Below are 22,912 nucleotides of genomic sequence, written 5' to 3'. Positions count from 1 at the left end.
TTAACGTTCTGTTGACAGATTTGCCAAGTGGGTTGTAATCTGCAAAAGTTGGCTCGAACACTACATATAAAGATATGGCTCTTATCGCTCTCAACTTCAACCGAACTCTTCTGCGACGACGCGTGCGCTCGGGGAGCTTTTGGTAGTGTTGATTGACCGTTCACCATCCAAATTCTTCGATCCCCGAGCGCCTTATGTACTCGGGGATATTTGTAAGCTAGGGGTGCAAGATGACGTTATCTACATTGAAAAGTTCAACAAGCTCAACTTTGCTATTTGCGTCTAAGTCTTCAGGTGACAGAGAAATGCTCAATTCGATGGATGGGAAGGTAGTAATCGTCAAGTTCGGCGGGAATTCTATAGGCAACGAGGCGGTTTTCGATTCGTTGATAGAAGATACGATCGAGCTTTTGAAGATGGGCGTGAAAGTGATTGTCGTGCACGGTGGCGGTACTGCCGTTAACGATGCGCTGGCTGCGATCGGCAAGAAGACCGAAAAAATCAACGGACTGCGTGTCACTGATTCTGAAACGCTGGAGATTGCAGTTAAGACGTTTATGACTATCAATGAGATGCTGACCGAAAAATTGCGGCAGCGTGGCATTCAGAGTCTGAGCTTCTGCTCGAATTCAGCTAACCCGATCATCACCAAGAAGATGCAGATGGAAGACAAAGATGGCAAGCCAGTCGATCTGGGCTGGGTCGGTGAAATTGTCAGTGTCGAGTCTGCAAGTCTCGAGAGCTGGCTATGGGCAGGTTGGGTGCCAATCATTTCACCAATCGGACGCGACCTGGAAGGCAATTACTACAACATCAACGCAGATCATGCGGCTCTGGCTGTGGCAACGCATCTGCAGGCTGATGCATTGATCTTCTGCACTGATGTTCCTGGTGTTATGAAAGACTTGAAAGATCCTTCGACTCGAATTGGACATTTGACTGTTTCAGATGCGCAGAAGTGCATCGATGAAGGAACCATTAGCGGTGGCATGTTGCCGAAGATCAAAAGCTGTATGGGCGGAATTCAAGGCGGCGTCGATAAAATAGCGATTTTGAACAGCTTCGAGCCGCACGCGCTGCTAAATGGATTCAAGGCACCGCAGGAGCATGGCACCTTGATCACTGCCGATCCGGTTCTTGAGCAGGTGCCTCAGTAGGTGGGGGCTGTTCGTCCTTGAACTGCCGTTGTTTTTGAGTCGAGTTTTGTGAGGGGACTTATGAGCAATGATCTAAAAGACTGACAGTAATAATGGCGTGTATGTGAGTGGTCATATTGAGTGCTTGATGAGTTCTTGCGGTCTTTGAATACCTGGTGTGGACAGCGACAGGATTTGTTGGGTCTGCTTTTAATCGGATCTTATGCCAGAGGGACTGCGAAGCCTGATTCGGATGTTGATTTGATCTTGATTTCCATGCAGCCACTGGCGTATGTGGATAATTGCCGATGGGCAGAAGTTTTTGGAGCAATTAAGAAAGCCGAACTGGAAGACTGGGGTCTGGTGAAAAGTTGGCGGATAATTTTTCAAACCGGTCTAGAGGTTGAATTCGGCATAACCGATATGGATTGGCTTTCTCAGGAACAGCTGCAAGGCAGCACCGGAAAAATTATCGCAGACGGTGCACAAATCATTTTTGATCCACGAGGGGAACTTGCAGAGAGCATTCGCAGCGTAAAGTTGTAGCAGAATTAGTGAATAAGTTTTTCCGTTTGTAGGAGAAAGTAAATCACCGACTTCGATACCACTCCGTGATCAAGATCACTTATCCGGGGGTGAATAATTTTTCGACGTTTGCATATGATGGGAAAGGGAGAAATATCTCAACCATCGAAATGACTGCAGCAGCGTAATTAGCCAAAAGCAATTTGTTTGGGCTATTTGAAATCGGACAGAAGAGAGGGACGCTGCAGGGGCGCTAACAAAGAAGTTTTTTACTAAGGGCAAATGAACAGTGCGACAAACTATTTTTACACGCTCGATCAACTGAGCCTTAGAACGATGCTTGGGTGATTGGCTGGCGGAACCTATTGCAAGCATACAAAAGCGATGGTCGACTGACTGCTACCTGTCGTTGATGTCGAAAGGCTACGAGGTTTCATGGAGAGAATATCGCAGTGTTTTTTGTGCTTGTTCGAGGGGGATGCAAGTCCGAAGGACCGCTTCGACTCCAGTGCGCCTGCAGAACGCGAAGAGAACTGATGCGGTATACTGGAGGAGTAAGGGAGCGCGCGAATGGTACAACGAAAACCAAAACCTCAATTTACGGTCGATCAACTTATTCAGTTGGTCGATAAGTTGTCTCCTGCAGATCGTGAAGAGCTTTACAGAAAATTGGATCTAAAATCTTGGAGTGACAAGTGGCGAGCACTTTGCGCCAAAGTCGATAGACAGGGAAAGGATCTGCCACCACTAACTGAGCAGCAAGTATTTGCGGAATTGAAAGAAATCCGCAATGAATTGAAGGCAGAACGTGCTCAAGGTAGTAGTTGATTCGAACATCTGGATTAGTGCTCTTTTAGTAGCTGGTGGCAAATCGAGAGAGTTAGTTGCTCGATTCGCGCTGGGAGAATTTACTGTCATTTATCCCAACTGGCTATTGGATGAAATTCGCAACACACTCTCTAAGCCTAGATTGGCTAAACGGATAACAGCCGACGACATATCGAACATCATTTCGCTTATCGAGGATCAAGGCATTCTCGTAGAGCCCAGTAGTTTACCAACCGTGAGCCGAGATCCCAATGATGACGCCTTTCTTGCTTGTGCTTTGCAGTCACACGCGGACTACATTGTTACTGGCGACGGTGACTTACTGGTAATCGGGGAGTATCACCGAACAAAAATTATTCCCGTGGCTGATTTTCTCGAAATTCTCACCGGCGGCAAAAGCTAGTCATGCAAGTGAGTTTTAACGCCTGAGCGTAAGAGCGTTTTTGACAAATCAAATTCAGATCACTTTTCCGGGGGTGAATAATTTTCTCGACGTTTACTTATGATAGGAAAGGCAGTAGCATTACAGAAGCCGCCACAGCAAAGCCATCTCTGTGCTGAGCGCCGCGAGCACAGTCAGTTCACCCAGCAAGTCAACTTTCGTTGTTCGCTTGTCTGGATACAGCCAGAAGCGAAACACCTTAATGAAAAACGGCATCGTCACCCAGGCTACAAGTGTGCAGCTCATCATCATATTGAGCAGCATGCCGATTGCTGGGCTCAACTGATTCAACGATGTATACAGCGGGTTGCAGTATTTGATTTGCAGCATCACAATCGGAAAAATTCCTAGCAGAACAAGTTGTGCTGTTTTCCAATTCGGTGGACTCTTTCCTTTTGCATCCACCGCAAACCAACCAGGGAAAGCGCTGTCAACCTTCTGTATCTGCGTGCCTTTTACAAATTGCTGCTTCTCGTCCACCAGTTGTGCGCGCTCTGGCGATGTGAACCATCTCTCAAGATCCTCAGCCGAGCGAAACCTAATTAACGTCGCCCAGCGCGCCGGTTGATCCTGGCTCGGGGGGCGAATATGTGTACCGAGGTAACCAGGGAAGGCAGCCTGTGTGCTCTGCATCTTCAGTTCCCAGTCGAAATACTGATCTTCCATTCCTGGTTTCAGGTCTGTGAAGATGACGGTTGCTACTTCATCGACAGGATCTCCGGAGCTCACTTCCTCTGAGATTTTGGTTGACTTTGCATTTTGCGAAGTTTCGAAATCGGCGAAAATTGCCTTTCGCTCGGGTGACGATTGCCAGGCTTCAAGATTCTCTCTGTTGTTGAAACGCTGTGTAAGACACCACTCCAGATGGGCACTATTCTGCGGCGGTGTAATCTCAGAGCTGACAAAACCTTTCGACTTCGCGCCTGCCACCATGAGATGCACCACTAATGGTGTGAAGCCCTTCAGGGATAATTCAATTGGTTTCTCTATTCTCGTTACAAGAGACACAAAATCATCAGACAAATTCTATTCTCGCTGTGTCACCGTAATGCGGCAGTCTCTTCTGCCGATGCTTTCTTGTACGCACGTTCAGCCATGATCCATGTTTCATCGACGTTCCTGTCGTCTCCCAGAATCATCATGGAGAACAGCAGTTGTGCTGCTTCATTCATTGTTTTCGGCCCGCCTTTGCTTATTAGCAGTGAATCGTGCCAGGCGATGGCTTGCTGCCCTGCAGACCAATCGAGCACTACAAAATCTGCTTCTTTTCCGACGTCGAAATTGCCTATGCGATCGTCCAGACACAATCCATGCGCTCCACCAAGAGTGATCGAGTAGAAAGCACGATATGGAGAGAGCTTATTTCTCTCCGCCTCAGCGTGGTTGTGATGGCGGGGATCAATGCTTCCATCGAGCACTGTGTTGTTGCACATTCCGACTTTGTACGCTTCGTCAAGAACATTCAGCATTGAAAAACGATTTCCGGCGCCCACATCGGTTCCAAAAGTCAGTCTGATCCGATGTTCGGGATCTGTTGCTCGTCCCAGCCTGAACATGCCGCTGCCGAGAAACAAATTCGAACATGGGCAGAACGTTATTGCCGCATCAGCTCTGGCGATCCGGCGAAATTCGTGTTCAGACAAGTAGACGCCATGTCCGCCCGTGAATTTCTTTCCGACAAGGTCATATTTTTCGTAGACCGAAAGATAATCGTTGCACTGATGAAATTGTTTGAGTTGGGTAATTTCAGAGGGGTTTTCAGAGATGTGCGTGTGTATCCAGGTGTCGGGAAATTCGTGCTTTAGATTTCGGCACGCCATCATCAATTCGTGACTGGCGCCCAGGGCGAATCTTGGCGTGATCGCATAGAGATTGCGAGCCACGCCATGGTACGTTTTGATCAAACGCGCAGAGTCTCTTTGAAAATTCTCAGGGGTGTCGATGTAATCCTCGGGCGCGAAGCGATCGATGCCCGTCAAACCTGCTATGACAAGCATATTCCTTCGAGCTGCTTCTTCGAAAAACTCTTCTGTCGAAACGGGGCTGCTAGTTGTGAACGCCTGGCAGGTGGTGGTGCCTGCTGCCAGCATGTTGTCGATGCAGTGGCGCGCACCCTCTTTTGCGTATGGGCGCTCTTTGTATTTCATCTCCTCCGGAAAAATCCACTCTTGCAGCCAACCGAGCAGTTGGTGACCAAATGAGCCGATGACCCGTGTCTGGGGAACGTGCACGTGCCCGTCGATAAATCCCGGAAGAATCAGCCGGTCCTTGATTTGGGTTATTTTGAGGTCGCTAAATTTCTGAGAGACCGTTTCGAACGGTCCAAAAGCTTTGATAATTCCGTTTTCGGTGACAAGAAGCCCGTCAGGATAAAACCGCGCCGCCTTTTCCTCTTCGCCGACATGCTTCCACGGGTCATCGACGAAATCGAAAAATGATCCCCGAATGCCAACCAGATTTTTTGCCATCACCATGTGCCTCTTAGCGCACCAATGATACTATCCTGGGGAATTTCTTCCCATCCCGCCAGCATGATTTCGATGTCAAGATCAGGCATCCACTATAATCTGCCTGTCTAAATAGCTCGAAGGTGCCCTATGACTGCGAAATCTGGAAAAAACTACTGGTTGATGAAATCCGAGCCGTCCGTTTTTTCTATTGAAGATCTGGAGAAAGCTCCTGACAAAACGACATTCTGGGACGGCGTCAGAAACTATCAGGCTCGAAACTATATGCGCGATTCGATGAAGATTGGCGATTTAGTTCTGTACTATCACAGCAATGCCGAACCTTCTGGAGTTGCCGGTGTCGCTGAAATTGTCAAAGAAGGTTATCCGGATTCGACCGCTTTCGATCCGAAAGACGTTCATTTTGACGAGAAGAGCGACCCTAAAAAACCGACCTGGATGATGGTGGACGTACGGCATGTTGAAACTTTCAAGAATCTTTTACCGCTGGAGGAACTGCGCAAAAATCCGGCGCTGAAAGATATGGTTTTGCTGCAGAAGGGCAGCCGATTGTCTGTGCAGCCAGTAACAGCACCGCAGTTCAAGGCGGTGCTGAAAATGGCTAAATCCAAATTGACAGAATAAGTATTGTTTTGAGCTCCTTAAGCTAGTTGTCTCGTGGCGTTTTGGCTCGAACTCCCGGATTAGAAGACCAGACGATTTTGTTCTAGATATTCGGCACGAGTTATGTCCTGCCTGTTGACGCGTTCGGGTGTTACACCGAAGGGACCGAAACGAAATATCTCTTTCAGCATCTCGTCAGCTCGTTTCTGCAGTTGCACGCGGTCTGCTTTGGTGAAATCTGCAGACGGGTCGTTGAGCGCATGTTCAATTTCCTTGAGGCTGATACGCCCGTTATGATTGGTGTCTATTTCGGTGAAAACTTGTTTGTTGTGCGCATACTGCTTTTGTTGAAGATCATGCCAATGCTTTGCAATTTCCTCTGGTGACTCCTTCTCGGCAACTTTTTTCTCGTTTTCTTTCTGATCGACTAGTTTCTTGTCGACGACGGTCGAGTCTTTCTTTTCTTTTGCGACACCATCCACACTTTCGGATTCCGCACCCGCAGCGCTCATTGCCAGTTTCTTGGCGACCGCGGTCTTCTCTGCTGCATTTTTCTTCTCTTCAATTGTGAACACAGGCAGAATTTCATTACTAATTGAATTGACGGACTGCAATTTTTTGACTGCTTTGTACTGTTCTAGCAGGTCTACGGCTTGGGCTGAGAACTGGGTGCTGTCCTGAGTGCGCTCGAATCTGGCAGCTCTTTGTTCTGGGTTGGAGAATTCCTGGAATGGTGGCATAACGAGCTCTCCTGCGAAATCGGTGTTGACTCTCTAACCATAGATTTTTGTTGTGATGATTGGTAAACGGAGTTGTGACGAAGATGTGACGAAACTGTGGAGACTGAACGCGAAATTTCGTCGAACGGGAACCGAATCGCGCCCATCGCTATCTATAAGCAAAACGCTATGGAGAGACACATCATGCTTAACAAACGATCTTTAGGCCTATCGCTTATCACAACACTTGCGATGTCAGCGCCAGTATTCGCGCAATCCCAAATCGACAATAATCAGCCTGTCCAGGGCACACTGCACAGCCGGGAAGTTGAAATTCAGAACAAGTTGAACGCATCTTACGCCGCCGGGCTGATCAGCTCTACCGAGCTCGCATCTATGCAACGTGACCTCGACGGTATTCTGGTTAAGGAAGACCGAAAATTGACCAAGGCAGGTGGCTTGGATGGCTCCAATTTCGACAGTATTTCCAAAGACCTCGACGTCTTCGAGGCGAGAATTTTAACGAGCAACCGTAAGGTTGCGTCTAGCACGGAAGGGAATGCAGTCGCGATTCCGGCAGTAGTTCCTGTGACACCAATAACAGGTAACCAGAGTTCAATAGTTCAGCCATCAGAACCAACAGTTATGGTGCCCGCCACTACTATTGTGCCCGCTGCCGTCGTACCTGGCGCGACTACGACGCGGACTGTAATAACGCCTGCCCCAGCAGTGACGAAAACGACGACAGTGCGTACAGAAGTGACACCTTAGTTGGTCCGACTGATTTAAGTTGCGAAGTCCATTTAAGTAGAGTTCATTTGAGTGGAGCAATTTGAAAGGAAAGACCGATCGTCAGTAAGAGATGACTCTCTGGCGGGTGAGTGAAAGCGGAGTGGCGTTAAGCTGCTCCGTTTTTCTTCTGTTCTTTCAGGACCAGGTTAGTACCTTTGTAAAAGCCGAGTATAAACATCGCGTGGGTTCTGACCGGTTAAGTTCTGAATTGCCGCTTCGAAATTGCCGCCATTAGCACGTGCTGTCTTGATGAGCTGTCCATATATGCTCAGCGGTTTATTCGCAAAAATTTCGCTCACCATCACATCGCCAATTAAGTACTTCAAGTCGGCATCCTGCTGGGGCTGTGAACACATTGCTTCATAGGTTCCCGGCATTCTTTGTGAACCGAGTTGCCGCAGCTTTTCTCGGGCCTGAGTAATTCCATCTGCTTTGTACTTCCAGCCAAAGTAATCTGCCATTCCTTCGTTTAACCAATGAGGCATATGAAAGCGGTCACCGTATGTGGTGTTGCAAAGAGCGTGGCTGTATTCGTGCAATACACGAAAGTACAGATCGTTAATATTGTTCGCCCCAACTTCCTTGCCTGTGGGATAGTAGCGACAGTACATGACTATTTGCATGCCGCCTGTGCCGCGGTGCAGAATGTTCTTTGGTTCGACTGTCCAGCTGTCAAAAAATTTGTCGTAGATGGCTCGATTTTCGAATAGATAGAAAGAAACGTTTGCATAATTATCTTTCCCGAATGCTTCTCGGGCTCTCAACAGAAAGTCTGGAAACTGTTTCGATAAGTTTCTCGACCATGCTGAATCTCTGGCAAAAACTCTGATTTTGTAGGCACCGAGGATGTAATCATGAAAGAAGGGCGGTCGCAAATTTTTTAACACCGCAATGCGGGCCAGAGCAGCAGCGGTTCGGTCTTGTTGATCCCTGGACAACCCGGTTATTTGAGCTTTCTTCAGATAGTCTTCTGCGTTTTCAATATCATGTCTGCGCAGATATGATTGCCCGACAAAAAAGTAAGCCTGAGCATTGTTGCGCTGCTCCGCCGGAAGATGCGAATACTCTGATAGCACCTGGTCGAATGAGCCCTGGAAATATGCGTCTCTAATATTCTTAAGCTGTTGATTCTGGCAATATGCGACCGGAGAAGTGCTGAACAGCAGCAATGTTAAGGCTGCGCCAGCACCTGCAGTTGCAGTTGCTATCTTTCGGACGTTCTTTCTTTCTGAGAGTGATTTGAAGTTGCGATGCATTCCCTTATTGTTGCATTTCAGGGAGTCACAGATTTGCATAATGATCCATCTGTATGTGTGTCATCCAGCAAAATCCACGCCAGCACTGGATATGGTACCAACAGAGAAAGCGGTATTATGCCCTGCCAGATCATGAATAGAAATTGAAAGATTTTCCAAAATTGCATTTTAATTCTCCTGAATACAGATTTACCCGACGATTTACTGCTCTTGCCGACAGGAGCAGGTTTGGGGTGTATTGCGGAGAATGTCCAGGACCAGAAAGATTCGGGCTCGAAAGATCGTAGAAATTCTTGACGGTTCTTTCGCACCAATTAACAACGCGATCGAATCTATTCGATTGAGGGGGATCGCTGAAATTTGGTTGCATTTTGTCCATGCCATTATCTTCATCGATGTCGACTATCGAACTTTAGCTTCTAAATTTGGCAAAATCAGGGCTGACTATTTGGAAGGCGATGGAGCCCGTTCAGGATGTTTGTAGAGTGTGCTCATATCGAGCTTGCGCAGCTTTGGAGCCTTAAACGCTGTGACCGCCACAACCAGAAGTGTAAGGGTGCCGCCTACAACTACAGAGCGAACCACGCCGAGCAATTTTGCCGCGACGCCTGACTCGAATTCGCCGATTTCATTGGACGATCCTATGAAGATATTGTTTACCGCTGAGACCCTGCCTTTCATGTCGTCAGGAGTCATGAGCTGATAAATGGTGCCCCGCACGTAAACGCTGACGCCATCCAGCATGCCGCTCAGTCCCAGGAGGATGAGAGCTAGGTAAAAATTGGTCGTCAATCCGAATCCGATCATGCATAGCCCGAAGCCGGCAACTGAGTACAAGAAAATGTATCCCGCATCTTTTGTGATCGGTCTATGTGCTAGATACGCAGCGATCAGTAACGCCCCTACAGACGGTGCGGCTCGCAGCACGCCAAGTGCCTGTGGTCCCATATGAAAAATCTCGTTGGTGAAAATCGGCAAAAGGGCTACCGCACCGCCAAAAAGAACGGCGAATAGATCCATCGCCATTGCTCCGAGAATAATTTGATTGGAGAAGACGAACTGCAATCCTTCTTTGATGTTTTCAGATACCGTCGCTTCTTTATTTTGCGTGAGCTTTGTGCGTGTTTTAATGCGGAAAAATAAAACTAACGAGCAGACAAGTAAAATCGTTGAAATTAAATAAGTTGCCGAAGCGCCCATTGCTAGAAAAAGAAGTCCTCCGAGAATCGGACCCGCCACTGCTGATGCTTGCCATGATGCACTGCCCCACGCCGCGGCATTCGCGTAAAGCTCTCGAGGCACGATGTCACCCGTCAGCCCGAATACGGCTGGTCCCTGGAAGCCCCGCGCGATACCGGATAGAGCAATGATCAGGTAAATCAGTCCGGACAGCAGGGCGTTGTCATGAACGGCTGCCGAGCAAGCCGAGAGGGCGCCCAGGCAGATAACCAGAGTTAATAGACACCAGAGTGCGATTTTTCTACGGTCCACTCGGTCAGCGATGTGCCCGGCGTAAAGCGCCACGCCAATCGCTGGTAGAGCTTCAGAGAGCCCGACCAGACCGAGAGCTAATGGATCTCTGGTCAGGGCATATATCTGCCAGCCCACAGCCATGCTTTGAATCTGTAAGGCGATGGTTGCCAACAGGCGCCCTGCTAACAGGGAGCGGAAGTCGGCTATTTTCAATGAAGCGTAAGGGCTATCGGTATTCATTTTCAATGGAAACTTCGTTCGAAGTACCCATTGTCCAGATACCGCTGCCTCGGAGCTTGAGGGGAGGTTAATTGTGAAGAGATTCGTATCTTTCCAGGTAAGTCATTCCCCGGGCCGGAGACCAGGCAGGGAATGTCACGGTACTATGGTCTAACCGGTGACAATAACGTTTAAGTCCAGAGGCGAAATCGTAGGTTGAGGTTGACGCGACTCAAGCCTGCGGAGTAAGCGAAGTGTGAATGGTTAGCGAGACCGTATCTCAAGCAGACACTGAATTTCAGCAGGGCAATTTCGACGCTGCTGCGACGCTCTATGCCGAGGCTGTGGCTAAATGCGATAACGGCGACGCTGATCCGAAAAATCTAGCTAGCCTGGTACAGAAACTGGCTGACTGTCAGTATGCACAGAATAACTTCTCAGCAGCGCGCGAGAGTTATGCCCGTCTCGTTGTTTTGCAGGAAGGTGATGGATTCGCTGCCAGGGACAGAGTTTCGGCATATCTCAAGTTGGCGAGAAGTGCCGACAAATGCGATGAGCACGACGACGCATCGAAGAATTTTCAGACTGCCTATGAATTACTCAGCACGTTGTCGGCGACACACTTTTTGAGGCGTTCAGTGATCGACGCATACGCCGATTATCTGCGGGCGCAGGGATCAAACGGTGAACTGCTTGTAAAGCTGGAAGATGAGTTAGGCATCAAAAGAAATGATGCTGTTGTAAAAGATGAAATTGAGGAAGTTTCACCCGATAGTATTCCGACTCCGATTACGCCGAAGAAACCTGCTGGTGAAGAATTCGTCGTGTTGAAGTCACGGTTGGACAGATTTAGAACCAAAAAAACAGCAGAACCTGAGTCTGAAGAGAAGGCGCCGACGGTTTTGGAGAAGAAGACAGATAAAACTGTCGAGCAAGAAGTTGCAGAGCGGAAATTCTTGCGCAAAGGTGATTCGAAAAATAAGAGTTCTAAGCGCTCGGGTCAACGTTCTAGTCTCAGGTCCGCAATGTCGAAAGATCATGGTGGCAAACCTGCAGGTGACGGTCTGACCAATGCGCCGGACATTCCAGACGTTACTGATGACGCTGCTGCTGCGCAACAGACGGGATCTCCTGCACGTGGTGAATTCGATCCCAGACGCACCGGAGAGTTTGACGCATCTCCGCTGCCGGAGCCAACCCCTTTGCCTGTCACGTACTCGCCATTTGCGAGCGGAAATTCTCGTCCGCCTGAAATCGATCCGTCATCTTTGCCCCAGGACATGTATCCCTCGGCGGCAGCTTCGCAATTAGATGCGGACCTGCCCAAGTCAAATGATTTTTACCAGGGCGATCTGGCTAAATTTGTTGGAAGAAGACCGAAGCGGACTCTCAGATCTACGGGACTCGTAGGCGACGGTCAAATCGCTGCTCCGTCACTTGCAGTAGAGGCTGTTTCGATGCCGGAAGCAACCCGCAGCTTTTTGCAGCAAGCTGATGCCGTCAAGAAAGCAACTGATGTTGAACAGCCGGCACCCGATGTGGATCAATTGCGTGTAGATGGTCGCGTCGAAACAATCGTTCCGACATCGCAAAAAGCCCTTTCGACACTGAAGCTGATTTCACCAATTATCGGATTGGTGTTAATGCTCTGTGCCGGGTTTTTCATCGTGCAAGGGCTAACACCTCCAAAATCAAGCGGAAATTTGCCGGCATTTGTCATTGATCTTGTCGGACGTAAATTTGTCACTGCTGATGGTGCGCTCTCGTTGACCATCGATCGTTCTAAAGTGGGTATTAGCGGTGGCGTTAATCGTGATGCCCGGCTGAAGATCTGGAATGGTGACTGGCGCGATGAGCTGGCATTGCTGCAAGGTGCATTCAGTCATTCTCGCTGGTTGGTGGTAAAGCAGGGCGTGCTTAAGGATCAAAATGGCGCGACATTTTATTCTCTCGATGCGCCTGAGCGGAAAACCATTTTTTATTGCAATGCCGTAGCTGAAGCAGCCCAGAAGTATTTCAACGACAACAAGAAATTCCCCTCTCTCTCTACTGATTTAGGCGAGCTGGCTAGCTATCCAAATCCTTATTCCGGCAAAGCATCGGCGCTCGTGCTTCTTTCTACTGTCGATAACAAGCGAGTTGATTCCCGACCTGATTCGCCTCTGGATGTTACGTATCAATCCGGCGAACTGTTCAAGAATGAGCCTGCCGGTGCACCAGGCGAAGTGCACGCTCAATCTGTGAGCGGTCAACCAATATTTTCCGAAGCCGAAAATACCTACACATGGCAAACACAATGTTTCTATGTACATGCATTCGATCGTGACGGCAAATTGATTGGCGGAAGCGGACCTGGGCGGTTTTTCTTGCTGACAGATAAGAATGGAAACATGTACTCGTCAACCAGTCAGAATTTTTCCAAAGATTTTGGTGACTCGGATATCTGTCTGTCCGAAACTGAGATGCCGAAATCAGACAGCATTACATTCAAGTATCTGGCTGCATTGATGGCTGTTTTTGTTTTGATTGTAATTGTCGGTGTTTCTTCTCGTATGAGATACAGGCGTTGAAGCCTGCGGAATGCGCTTCGCCTGCAGAATGCGCTGAAGCTGGCAGACTGCGCTGAAGCCGGCAGAATGCGTTCAAGCATAGCGCTATGCGTACTGGCGGTTCCGCTTTAGCTGTTAGGAAATTGGTGGAAGTTGCGCGGGTCATCGTAAAACCCTTCTTCTTTTTCAAGCGGTGCTATTAGCTTTATTTGCAATTCGGGCTTTTTATCTCTGAGTTTTCGAACGCTTTCAAGGTCGATTGCCAGGTCGTAGAGTATTACCTTTTGCAAGTTGGGGAGAGCCGCTAGTTTTTTCACACCCTTGTTGGTAACTCGGCTGCCACCAATATCAAGAGTACGCAGACTTTTCAGTTTAACGAGCTCATTGACGCCATCATCGGTGATGTTGGTGTTAGCGAGATTGAGAGATTCGAGTCGAGGAAAGTTACTCAGTACCTTAAGATCTTCATCCTTGAGTCTCGTGTTGTAGAGACCGAGTTTGGTCAAGTTTTGAAGCGGTGCAAGATTTTTCAGCCCATGACCGGTGATTAAGGTATATCCTAAGTCAAGCGCTTTAAGGTTCCGTAACTTAGCCAGGTCAGACGTGGCTTTGTCTGTTACTACTGTGCCCGCCAGTCCCAAGGTCTCGAGCTCGTCCAGTTTTGCAAGGTGGCTGATGCCGGCGTCTGCAGTTTTTGTGTAATTGAGTTGCAGTTCTTTTAGAGAGGTCATATTCGAGAGAGCGGCTAGACCGGCATCGGTAACCGCGGTATCGTCTGCAAATAAATGCAGCAAATGAAGATTACTCAACTTGGAGAAGCCTTTATCGGTAAATGGCAAACTGCTGATGGCAAGCGATTTCAGTGCTTGCAAGTGTTCACCAATGCTCGCTACGGATTCATCCGTGATCCTCGAGCAACCTGTGATAGCAAGTGATTCAAGACGTTTGTTTATGGAATGGTGGCACAGTTCGAAGATGCCCAAATCTGTGACGAGCGTTCGTCGGAGTGATAGTTTGGTGATGGGCAAATTCTGCACAGCCGCGAGAGTTCTGTCCCCAATTCGGTTTTCGTCGAGGTCCAGGTCGGTCAGACTTTTTAAGTTGCCGAGCAACACTCCCGACTGATCGGTAATTGGCGTTTTTGCCTCACTAAGATCGACTCGTGACAGACCAAGATCGTCGCCCCTGAGTGCTGCTGCAAGATCTTCGTCTCCATGTTCAAGTGTTCTCTTCACTTTTCTATTGCGTTTTGCATAATCGGCGATGTCGATTTTTTGCTGTTCGGCACCTTTTGGTGCGCCCTGTTGTGAAACTTCCTGTCCACCCGATTGTTTACCGGTAGCGCTGTCTGCTCCATTCTGCGATTTTTCGTGGTGTGACAGCATCGCTGAAACTATGATGCTGGCGAGAATGAATCCGGATACCGCCGAAACGGCTCCGACCAGTACGGTTTTTGGTATTACTGGTGCCTGAAGCTTTACTTTTGTCCTGCTAGATTGTTTACTACTGCTCTGATTTGGTTGAATCTGCATTAATGCATATTCAAGCTCTGTCATTGATTGAAATCTATCTTCAGGATCTTTGGCAAGCGTCTTTGCAATGACAGCTTCCAGTTCGTCTGGAAAGCTGCGGTTTACGCAGACTTTTGACATTGGCTGAGGAATTTCAGTCATCTGCAAAACGAACGTTTCTACCATCGAGGCGCCTTTCAATGGTGGCTGACCAGTCAGGGTCTCATACATGACACAACCCATTGAATATATGTCTGAGCGGGCGTCGACATGACTGCCACGGCATTGCTCGGGGCTCATGTAGAGTGGGCTTCCGAAAAGCTCTCCTGTTTTTGTCAGGTGACCGGAATCTGTTTGTTCATCTTCTTTGTCGAGAAGTTTTGCGATACCGAAATCCACAATGCGTGCATCTGCGAAGTTGCCATCACGATTGGAAAGCATTATGTTGCTCGGCTTGAGGTCGCGGTGGAGCACACCCACTTCATGTGCATGTTCCAGTGCATCGCATAGTTGAATAAATCGATGCAGTGATTCTTCCAGGGTCAGGCCGCCTTTCTCTTTGATAACATCGGCCAGGGTGTTGCCTTCGATAAAGTCCATCACCATATATGGTTGCCCATGCTCGGACACGCCGAAGTCGTGCACGTTAATAATGTTCGGATGGCGTAGGCTCGTTATCGCTTTTGCTTCCTGCTGAAAGCGCTTCATCGCCTGTTCGTTCATTAGCAGAGAGTGCAACATTTTTATGGCAACAATCTCACCACTGTCGCGTCGGCGAGCTTTGTAGACGACGCTCATGCCGCCTGAGCCGGTGACGGTTATAAAGTCGTACTTGGTCGCTAATATTCCCGCCTGGGTTTCAAATATCTGCGTGCCATCTTGAGGGCAGTTAGTGGTCGAGTCTGCGACTGCCAGCCCACACTTGGGACAGTGCCGAGCCGCAACAACAGTCGGGTTAGATGACTGAGCCTGAGCCGAAACTATAGTTTTTTCATTGTCGTCTAATTGAGCCATCGTTCAAGCCAGGCTGGGCAGTGTCGTAATTACTTTTTGCCCAGAGCAAGCAATGAAACCATGGGAATTTCCAATGATCCGCTCTGCTCAAATTGCAGGGAGGTCTCCAGCACCGATTTTTTAATGGCAGCCAGACTCTCCGCAGATTGTGCCCGCAGGGTGCCGCCCGTCCTTGGGGTGCCCTGAAAGAATGCGTTAAACAGTGCTTCTCCGTCGGGAAGCTTCCAGGTCATGTTGATGTGGCGAAATTTGACATCTTTGAAGCCTACGTCCGTAAGTTGATTTAAGAACTCGTATTTATCGCTGAAGCGAAAGAACGCAGGACCTTGTGGCAGGGTAACTGTTGAATCGCCGTGTTCAGCAATGCTTCCTAAAATGCATCGAAAGCCAGCCGATCTGTCTGGTGGCGCCCATACTGTGAAAGCGGCTATTCCACCTTTACGCAGCACCCGAAAGGCTTCTGATAGCGCCTTTTCCGGATGTTCGAGGTGCAGGAGTCCGAAGTTCATCAGAAAGTTATCAAATGATTGATCGTCGAAGGGAAGACTCTCAGCATCACCTTCGACGAACTTGATTTGCGGGAACAATTTCTTCGCCCGCTCCACCATGACTTTGCTGAAGTCAACGCCGGTTACACTACAGCCTTTTTCAGCAGCGGCAGCAGCCACGTAGCCGGGCCCGGATGCGACGTCAATAGTTTCGGCGCCGGGATTCAGTACTTCCATCAGGGTTGGAATTGTCTGCGTGGTAAGTTGTTCGAAATATTCGTGATATTTCTCAGCGACTAATTCCCAACCTTCGTGTTCGAACTCTTTGAAACTTGTCAAATTTGCAGCCTCCAGGTGCACAGATCGTAGCATCGCCGGAAGTCCGGCGAGCCACAAATGACATTATTATCGTCACTTTGATTGCTCCGTCATGGGCGGCGCCATGTACACTAATTTTTTGTCGACTACATGTTGAGGAAATGTGAGCAATCATCGAGGAACCACAGTCTGGATTACAGGCGATCAGTGCACATTGCAGAATTCCGCTCTGGCGGGTTGTGACAAAAAGACTACGACCGTATTGATGATTGAGTCGATTAAAAGAGCTCAGCAACGTTCTTACCATAAACGCAAGTTGGTTCTTATCTATTCTGTGATGCGACATTTTGCCGCTGAGCTGCGGAAAGCTGGTTGGACTGTCGATTATTACGAGGAGAGAGAGAACTTTGAAGATCCTCTAAAAGAACATATTGAGACTCGTAAGCCAACCGGATTTCGAATGATGGAGCAGTCTGAATTCGGCGTCACAGAACGAATGGTAAAGAATTTGGGTCCTATTCCCTGCCAGGTAACTTCTCATACTCAGTTTATTTCGAGCGCGGAAGATTTTGATTCATTGCATAAAACACCTGATTCGCGTGTCACGATGGAAACCTTCTATCACAAGATGCGCATGAAAACGGGGTTGCTCATGGATGGCAAAGAGCCGTTTGGTGGTAGTTGGAACTACGACAAAGAAAATCGTCAGCCGCCTGGAAAGTCTGTGCATTTTTCGCAGCCCTTAGCATCGCCTGCCGATAAGATCACCGCTGATGTTATAGATATGGTTAACCGTCATTTTGCTTCGCACATTGGTTCGGTTAGTAAATCGACGTGGAATCTCGCTGTTACTCGCGAAGATGCTTTAAAAGAAGCAGCAGACTTCTTTGATAATCGGCTTGATTTGTTTGGTCCATATCAGGACGCCATGGTCACCGGTCAGGTTTCGATGAATCACTCGATGCTTTCCGCATACATCAATGTGGGCTTGCTTCATCCTCTGGAATTAGCGCGTGAAGCTGAGTCTCGCTATTTGAATGGCACCGCAAGATTGGCTTCAGTAGAGGGGTATGTCAGACAGCTGATCGGTTGGCGAGAATACATCTGGCGAGTTTACTGGAGACTTATGCCGGAGTACCGTAAGCGCAATACACTTGATGCAAATAATTCACTGCCGGAGTTTTTCTGGACCGGTGACACGGATATGAAGTGTATGAGCGAGGCTCTGAGCCATGTGCGAGAATTTGCATATGCCCACCACATCTTACGTTTGATGGTCCTGGGCAATTTTTCGCTGCTTGCCGCTCTGGAACCGGTGCAAGTGAACGACTGGTTCTGGGCGATGTTCATCGATGGATACGATTGGGTAATGGTGCCAAATGTAATTGGCATGGTGCTGCATGCTGATGGTGGTTATGTCGGCACAAAACCTTACGCTGCGTCAGCAAATTACATCAATAAGATGTCTGATTACTGCAAAAAATGTAAGTACAATCCCAAAACAGTGGTCGGCAAAGATGCGTGCCCATTCAATTCTTTGTATTGGGATTTTCTTGCGCGTAATTATTCCAAATTCGAACATAATCATCGCATGGTCATGATGATGCGCAATCTGGATGGCAAGGGTGAAGAGCAAATTAGCGAGATTCGAGAGCAAGCCAAGCATTATTTGAATGCGATGGCTCGCGGCGAACGAATTTAGAAAATTAGACAAACAAAAAAGCCACCCAAATCGCTTTGCGGTGGCTTTTAAGATACTGCCTGACTGTCCGTTCGAAGGACTCAGTATTTATGCTCGCTTCAGTCAGTCCGTCACGTGCATCGGGCTGGTTGCTACAGTTTCTGGTCGGCGCCGACCTGACGTTTCCGCATTGCCCCTCGGCTCAAAGTACTGAACATTTAAGTCAGTGCTCACCGGTATGAAATAAGTATAGCAAGGCAAAAATGTTCTACCAGTACCCCACACTCGATTTAATGGAAGGAATTTGGCGTCGTATAGAGCAGCTTTTGAAGCGCATCTTCGCTGTCTTACTGCAATGACAAGCGCTCGGCCCATGGCGCCGAGTATGTGCGAGAGGATCGTATATTCGGGACGTATATCTGGTACGTATGTCTGGTACGTATATCCGGTACGTATATACGGTAGGAATCGGTCCTGATTCCTACCGTGTCACTAGTTGTGCACCCCGGCGAATCTCTTCTTGCGTACTTTGACTTATATCTAATTACGCACTTCGTGCCCTATTCAGCGACAGCTGCGTTGAGGCAGTTGTTTATTTCGGAATTCGACTGTAAGTCCTTCAGGGTTAGGTTTGAGTTTTGCAGGCGAGACAAAATCATGCCGCTGAAGATCCACTTTTCTTCGTTGGTCAAGCCGAGGTTTCCGTCAATTAGTTTGAAATCACTGGCAAGATTTTCAACGTCTTGCGAATGATTGTTCACCGAGGGCTTGCGCATGTGATTGACCAGTTCGAGAACCAGTTTCTGTCTGTCATCTAAAGTGCTTTGAAATTTGAATCCGATGTAGCTGCTTTTGTCTGCGATCATCTTTGCGTACACTTCTTCCAGCCAGCGGTCGAATTCGGGTCCGAAATCGTAGTTTTGCAGCATACTGCGCAAATTGGTTTCCGTCACCAGTCTGGGTGCAGGGGCGCCGGCGTAGACAAAGTTCAAGGGCTCTCCTGTGATCATTTTTGAAAATGACTGGTAGTAACCCCAGGTGTTTTGGGATCCAAGTTCATGCGCCAGCGCCGAATTACCATCTTCCAGTTCGCGCACGAGTGCATCTCTGATAACAAAAACTTCGTGCGGATTGTCGTTGCAGCCGCTGAGGTTCGACAGTTTCTTCTGGGCACCCACGTGTTCGCCCTTGTCGATGACCATTCCTACCACTGCGTTGGAGGTTGCTTCAACGACGCTGTCGCCTTCAACCCAGTAGTGCACCGAATTTGGTGATACTTTGTCGAAGTTGGCGGCAAAGGTCGGATCACCTGGTATGGGTTGAGCATATGCAACTAGGGAAGTCTTATCCCACGGCCAGGCGCTCACCTTTTTGCGCAGTTCATCTCCAAAACTGCCCTGCTCGATCGCGCTGACAAACTGACTGGCCAGCCCGGCACCGAGACTATGGCCGGTGACGTAAACATGTTCCGGTGCTGGATAGTCCTGGGCAAGATACTGGCAAGAAGCTGTTATCGTTCCCAGCATTGTCGGTAGCGCCGCGGCGAATCCTTCTGTTACTTTTCCTGTCTTGCTAATCAACGGTTGGTCGATTTGCTTGCTGCTGCGCAGATCAGTGATCCAGTCTGGATTGCCCTTAGCATCACCAATGGCGTCCTGGGCATTCCAGACTGTCTTGGCAAGAGAGGCTCCACTGCGGCTGCCACGAAAGACGATATGGGCATCATATCCGGTGGCAGTTTTTCGCATCAAGACAAAACCCATCGGGCTCCAGCCTGGTTGGCTGCTGCCGACGATGCCGGTTCCTCCCTCGAATACCAGCAATCGATTTTCACCATCTGGGTATTCGCGAATCTGATATCGCTCCACGTCGTAATGTGGAAAATTTGTCGGCTGGGTTTTGTACCGGAAACCTTCAATCGATTTGATTCGGTCGGTAATGTAAGGCGGTGCAAAGATTGCCATGTACCTTTCTCCGTCACGAGTAAAGGCTGGCAGTTTTGCATCGATGTGTTTGTAGTTGGTAATGATGGGATCGAGGCGCAAGTTGCTATTCTTCCAGCCACGCGCTGCGTTCGGTCCGCTATAGAAGGCATCACCAGAAGGCAGGTTGCCTAGTTTAACAGCGTAATCGTGGGTGAATCGACAAATGTTGTTGCGGCGGTCGCTGCCCACGCGAGACACATTGTCGTACCAGGGGTCTAGTGGAAGACATAGCGATTGATGATAGAGCTGATAGGCGAGGGTGCACAGGTCGATGTTGACTATTGAGAGCGGTGGTTCTGATTCCGGCGTAGCGGGCAGTGATGCGATTGCGGACTGTCTTGTCTTTGCGGACTGCAATGTTACTAAGGACTGCGTTGTTTCGACGTATCGTGTTGTCGCCTGTGACTGCATTTTCGTTGTTCGCGAATCTTGTGATTTAGCTGCGGGAATCGCATTCATTGCAAAGAAGATTACGGTAAAAAGCGCAGTGAGAAAATTGCAACCAACCTGACGTTGCAGCCTTGAAAGCATATCTAATTCCTCTTTTGGTTCCGTTCTTGCTAACGCATCAGGCGCGATCTTTCACGAGTACACTGATCGCCACGCTTAAAAGTACTATTGCTATCCCGACATAAGTTTCGGTGGTCAATATTGTACCCTTTTCATAAACTGCATCGACTGCCAGAGCAATGATCGGTGTGACAAAAGAAAGCGTCATCGCTGTTGACAAACGTACATGTTTTAGCAGGTAGAAAAAGCACGCAAACGCAATCAACGTCCCAAATATAGTCAAGTACAGTAGGGCCACTGTTGGAGCCAGGTTCCATTCCGTTACGCTGTATTTTCCGCTGATGATCGCGGCTAGCCACAACGTCACAGATGCCGCGGTGAAAAATACTGTATTGCAGGCTATTGCTGCGACTTCCCTCGCATATCGTTTCATTACCACATTGGAGCACGCGTTAAGAATGCACACGAGAGTGACAATGCCAACTGCCGAGGCTTGCGCAACTGACACTTGAAGTCGGTCATGAAAGACGAGGGCGACTCCGGCTATAGCGAAGATGGATCCAAAGATTTTGATTCGAGAAGTTGCTTCCGTTCTGGTTGCCATCGCTATCATGGCGGCTATAAGTGGACCAGTTGCGGAAAGCACGGCGGTCAACCCGCCTGAGATTTGTTCTTCAGCGGAATAGAGCAAACCATATGCGATACCGCTGATTCCTCCTGCGCAAAATAACCATTTTAATTCAGCCTGTGATGGCTTCTTGTATTTCCGATGTCGAACGAACCAGTAAATTCCTAAAATTGCTGCTGAAAAGGTAAAGCGCAATGCAGCTGCTGGATAGGTTGGAAATCCGTCCGGAGCAATGCATACGCGAATTGCATACCAGGTGGTCCCCCAAATTGTGGCGCAAAGAAAATAGGCAAGGATTACTTTCGCCTTGGACTTGTTTGTTGATTCGGATGTTTTGGCGTCTATAATTTCTTCAGACGTGGCTGTCGACAGACTGGCCTCGTCTTTATCACATCTTTGCATGGTCGACCCCTGGGCCTCTTAATGGTAGAGAGCACCGCTTGAGAAGTCAATGAAAAGAAAAGATTCAATTTATAACAGTTCGATTTTTTGCGCTTTTGTCGCGGCGCTGCTGGCACTTGCCGGACAGCCTGTCTGTTCTCAAAGCGATAAGTGGACGCCTTTTGACATGATTGATATTCACGCTCACATAGGGCAATTCAGCGGTTTTGATATCGGCACTCAGACCTTGATAGACGAAGTGCAGCGGGCTGGCATCAAGCTGGCGCTCGTTTCGAATATAGACGGCGCAGATGTACCGAACACGCGTCAGCTGAATGAAGCACAAACCAACGAAATCACCGCTGAGCTGGTGCGTAAACATCCAGATTTGTTTCGAGGTTTGGCGTGGTCCAGACCCGAAGATGGATCAGTCAATAACCTGGCTCCTTTATTTGCTATGAAAGATGACAATGGCAAAGCAATTTTTGTCGGCGTGAAATTTCATCCTGAATTCAATCAATTCAACGCCGATGATCCGCGTGTTGATCCGTACCTGGACTTATGCGCTGCGAACAACGTGCCTGCGGTATTTCACTGCGGTGGTAAAAATTCAAAATCGTCGCCGGAGCGAATCTACAACATTGCTAAACGGCATCCATCAGTCCCGATAATTTTGTATCACATGGGTTTCGGCACCAATCACGGTGACGCTATCGAAGTCGTGAAAAAGTCAATTAAGCGTAATGATGCAAGATTGTATCTTGATACTGCGCAGGTGGATCCTGCGTCAGCACTGAAAGCCGTGACAGAACTAGGTGCCCAGTACGTATTGTTTGGAACTGATGCAACTTACTTCGGCAAGGGGCATTACAAGCAGTATCAGGAGCTAATTGAGTTTCTGAAGGGTAAGCTGCCGAAAGATCAATTTGAGCTTGTCGTGCGTGGCAATGCACTCCGCATTTTTCACTTATTCTAAAGCTCTCACGTTGCCACAGTTTGTCTAAACTACGAACATATTTCGAGTCACTGTCCAACTGTCGCCGAAAAATCTTGATCCATCCTGGATTACGACCAGGTGTTTATCATGCATCTGCTGAGAAACTACCAGCGTGGTCTCGCATTCTGGAAACATCTTGCGCATGCGTTCGTTGATCATTTCAGCAAGGATAACAGCGCCATCTTTGCAGACTTTTGCCTTTTGTCTGTATGTTTCCAAAAAATCTTCGTACATGCCAGCCTTCAAGAGATCGACTAAATCGTCTGCAGCTTCACCAGGTACTTGCTGAGATACATCGCTGAGCATGGCTTGGTCCTCAATGGCTTTGTTTAAATATTCCCAGGCAGGTGCAATTATATGCACCCTGGCTGAATTCATGATTTTTCCGA

19 protein-coding genes are annotated in these 22,912 nt (G+C 48.5%); 9 read left to right on the top strand and 10 right to left on the bottom strand.

Going from position 1 to position 22,912, the window contains the following annotated elements:
* Nucleotides 1-230 precede the first annotated feature (230 nt).
* The 4 genes from argB to EKK48_25530 all read left to right on the top strand — a co-directional run bounded on the left by argB (nt 231) and on the right by EKK48_25530 (nt 2,892).
* Nucleotides 231-1,157, top strand: a complete 927-nt coding sequence (argB, locus tag EKK48_25545; protein ID RTL36606.1) for an acetylglutamate kinase — start codon at nt 231-233, stop codon at nt 1,155-1,157.
* A gap of 120 nt (nt 1,158-1,277) precedes the next feature.
* Nucleotides 1,278-1,682: a hypothetical protein gene (locus EKK48_25540; GenBank protein ID RTL36605.1), complete on the top strand. Its 405-nt coding sequence runs from the start codon at nt 1,278-1,280 to the stop codon at nt 1,680-1,682.
* 549 nt (nt 1,683-2,231) lie between these two features.
* Nucleotides 2,232-2,489, top strand: coding sequence for a hypothetical protein (locus EKK48_25535; GenBank protein RTL36604.1), 258 nt, complete (start codon nt 2,232-2,234; stop codon nt 2,487-2,489).
* Complete coding sequence (locus EKK48_25530) at nt 2,470-2,892, top strand: putative toxin-antitoxin system toxin component, PIN family (GenBank protein ID RTL36603.1); 423 nt, start codon at nt 2,470-2,472, stop codon at nt 2,890-2,892. Before EKK48_25535 ends, EKK48_25530 begins: the two co-directional genes overlap by 20 nt.
* A gap of 120 nt (nt 2,893-3,012) precedes the next feature.
* Here EKK48_25530 and EKK48_25525 read toward each other — a convergent pair whose 3' ends face one another.
* Both EKK48_25525 and guaD read right to left on the bottom strand, forming a co-directional pair.
* The gene (locus EKK48_25525) at nt 3,013-3,954 is read right to left on the bottom strand and encodes a hypothetical protein (protein ID RTL36602.1); all 942 of its coding nucleotides are present in this window, start codon (nt 3,952-3,954) and stop codon (nt 3,013-3,015) included.
* A 17-nt stretch (nt 3,955-3,971) separates the two neighbouring features.
* Nucleotides 3,972-5,399 (bottom strand): guanine deaminase, encoded by a 1,428-nt coding sequence (gene guaD, locus EKK48_25520; GenBank protein ID RTL36601.1) that lies wholly within the window; start codon nt 5,397-5,399, stop codon nt 3,972-3,974.
* A 129-nt stretch (nt 5,400-5,528) separates the two neighbouring features.
* Between guaD and EKK48_25515 the strand changes: the two genes are divergently transcribed.
* Entirely contained in the window at nt 5,529-6,023 is a 495-nt protein-coding gene (locus EKK48_25515; protein RTL36600.1) for an EVE domain-containing protein, read from the top strand.
* Between the two features lie 59 nt (nt 6,024-6,082).
* Here the strand turns inward: EKK48_25515 and EKK48_25510 are convergent, their stop codons facing one another.
* A complete protein-coding gene (locus tag EKK48_25510) occupies nt 6,083-6,742 on the bottom strand; it encodes a hypothetical protein (protein ID RTL36599.1) in 660 nt (219 codons plus the stop codon).
* A gap of 183 nt (nt 6,743-6,925) precedes the next feature.
* On the opposite strand from EKK48_25510, the gene EKK48_25505 reads away from it, so the two are divergent.
* Entirely contained in the window at nt 6,926-7,492 is a 567-nt protein-coding gene (locus EKK48_25505) for a hypothetical protein (protein RTL36598.1), read from the top strand.
* Nucleotides 7,493-7,659: 167 nt separating this feature from the next.
* Here the strand turns inward: EKK48_25505 and EKK48_25500 are convergent, their stop codons facing one another.
* Both EKK48_25500 and EKK48_25495 read right to left on the bottom strand, forming a co-directional pair.
* Entirely contained in the window at nt 7,660-8,808 is a 1,149-nt protein-coding gene (locus tag EKK48_25500; GenBank protein ID RTL36597.1) for a hypothetical protein, read from the bottom strand.
* A gap of 405 nt (nt 8,809-9,213) precedes the next feature.
* Nucleotides 9,214-10,482 carry an MFS transporter gene (locus tag EKK48_25495; protein RTL36596.1) on the bottom strand — a complete coding sequence of 423 codons (1,269 nt, stop codon included), beginning with the start codon at nt 10,480-10,482 and terminating at the stop codon, nt 9,214-9,216.
* 239 nt (nt 10,483-10,721) lie between these two features.
* Between EKK48_25495 and EKK48_25490 the strand changes: the two genes are divergently transcribed.
* Nucleotides 10,722-13,031 carry a tetratricopeptide repeat protein gene (locus EKK48_25490; protein RTL36595.1) on the top strand — a complete coding sequence of 770 codons (2,310 nt, stop codon included), beginning with the start codon at nt 10,722-10,724 and terminating at the stop codon, nt 13,029-13,031.
* Nucleotides 13,032-13,138: 107 nt separating this feature from the next.
* Here the strand turns inward: EKK48_25490 and EKK48_25485 are convergent, their stop codons facing one another.
* Together EKK48_25485 and EKK48_25480 are read right to left on the bottom strand one after the other, a co-directional pair.
* Nucleotides 13,139-15,535, bottom strand: a complete 2,397-nt coding sequence (locus EKK48_25485; protein ID RTL36594.1) for a hypothetical protein — start codon at nt 15,533-15,535, stop codon at nt 13,139-13,141.
* Between the two features lie 29 nt (nt 15,536-15,564).
* A complete protein-coding gene (locus EKK48_25480; GenBank protein ID RTL36593.1) occupies nt 15,565-16,395 on the bottom strand; it encodes a class I SAM-dependent methyltransferase in 831 nt (276 codons plus the stop codon).
* A 109-nt stretch (nt 16,396-16,504) separates the two neighbouring features.
* Between EKK48_25480 and EKK48_25475 the strand changes: the two genes are divergently transcribed.
* Complete coding sequence (locus tag EKK48_25475) at nt 16,505-18,043, top strand: cryptochrome/photolyase family protein (protein ID RTL36592.1); 1,539 nt, start codon at nt 16,505-16,507, stop codon at nt 18,041-18,043.
* 539 nt (nt 18,044-18,582) lie between these two features.
* Here EKK48_25475 and EKK48_25470 read toward each other — a convergent pair.
* Together EKK48_25470 and EKK48_25465 are read right to left on the bottom strand one after the other, a co-directional pair.
* Nucleotides 18,583-20,538: a hypothetical protein gene (locus tag EKK48_25470; GenBank protein RTL36591.1), complete on the bottom strand. Its 1,956-nt coding sequence runs from the start codon at nt 20,536-20,538 to the stop codon at nt 18,583-18,585.
* Between the two features lie 37 nt (nt 20,539-20,575).
* Nucleotides 20,576-21,547, bottom strand: a complete 972-nt coding sequence (locus tag EKK48_25465; GenBank protein ID RTL36590.1) for a DMT family transporter — start codon at nt 21,545-21,547, stop codon at nt 20,576-20,578.
* Between the two features lie 49 nt (nt 21,548-21,596).
* On the opposite strand from EKK48_25465, the gene EKK48_25460 reads away from it, so the two are divergent.
* Nucleotides 21,597-22,502 (top strand): hypothetical protein, encoded by a 906-nt coding sequence (locus EKK48_25460; GenBank protein RTL36589.1) that lies wholly within the window; start codon nt 21,597-21,599, stop codon nt 22,500-22,502.
* Between the two features lie 24 nt (nt 22,503-22,526).
* Here the strand turns inward: EKK48_25460 and EKK48_25455 are convergent, their stop codons facing one another.
* Nucleotides 22,527-22,901 carry a hypothetical protein gene (locus EKK48_25455; GenBank protein ID RTL36588.1) on the bottom strand — a complete coding sequence of 125 codons (375 nt, stop codon included), beginning with the start codon at nt 22,899-22,901 and terminating at the stop codon, nt 22,527-22,529.
* Nucleotides 22,902-22,912: the final 11 nt, after the last annotated feature.

The organism is Candidatus Melainabacteria bacterium (assembly GCA_003963305.1).
Classification (GTDB): domain Bacteria; phylum Cyanobacteriota; class Vampirovibrionia; order Obscuribacterales; family Obscuribacteraceae; genus PALSA-1081.
The sequence above is the reverse complement of the archived record's forward strand: the minus strand, read 5'-3'. Positions and strand labels throughout refer to the sequence as shown.

Coding starts and splice junctions, on each gene's coding strand:
- argB (RTL36606.1), top strand. CDS start 231: ATGACGTTATCTACATTGAAAAGTTCAACAAGCTCAACTTTGCTATTT.
- EKK48_25535 (RTL36604.1), top strand. CDS start 2,232: ATGGTACAACGAAAACCAAAACCTCAATTTACGGTCGATCAACTTATT.
- guaD (RTL36601.1), bottom strand. CDS start 5,399: ATGGCAAAAAATCTGGTTGGCATTCGGGGATCATTTTTCGATTTCGTC.
- EKK48_25515 (RTL36600.1), top strand. CDS start 5,529: ATGACTGCGAAATCTGGAAAAAACTACTGGTTGATGAAATCCGAGCCG.
- EKK48_25510 (RTL36599.1), bottom strand. CDS start 6,742: ATGCCACCATTCCAGGAATTCTCCAACCCAGAACAAAGAGCTGCCAGA.
- EKK48_25505 (RTL36598.1), top strand. CDS start 6,926: ATGCTTAACAAACGATCTTTAGGCCTATCGCTTATCACAACACTTGCG.
- EKK48_25500 (RTL36597.1), bottom strand. CDS start 8,808: ATGCAAATCTGTGACTCCCTGAAATGCAACAATAAGGGAATGCATCGC.
- EKK48_25495 (RTL36596.1), bottom strand. CDS start 10,482: ATGAATACCGATAGCCCTTACGCTTCATTGAAAATAGCCGACTTCCGC.
- EKK48_25490 (RTL36595.1), top strand. CDS start 10,722: ATGGTTAGCGAGACCGTATCTCAAGCAGACACTGAATTTCAGCAGGGC.
- EKK48_25485 (RTL36594.1), bottom strand. CDS start 15,535: ATGGCTCAATTAGACGACAATGAAAAAACTATAGTTTCGGCTCAGGCT.
- EKK48_25480 (RTL36593.1), bottom strand. CDS start 16,395: ATGCTACGATCTGTGCACCTGGAGGCTGCAAATTTGACAAGTTTCAAA.
- EKK48_25470 (RTL36591.1), bottom strand. CDS start 20,538: ATGCTTTCAAGGCTGCAACGTCAGGTTGGTTGCAATTTTCTCACTGCG.
- EKK48_25465 (RTL36590.1), bottom strand. CDS start 21,547: ATGCAAAGATGTGATAAAGACGAGGCCAGTCTGTCGACAGCCACGTCT.
- EKK48_25460 (RTL36589.1), top strand. CDS start 21,597: ATGAAAAGAAAAGATTCAATTTATAACAGTTCGATTTTTTGCGCTTTT.
- EKK48_25455 (RTL36588.1), bottom strand. CDS start 22,901: ATGAATTCAGCCAGGGTGCATATAATTGCACCTGCCTGGGAATATTTA.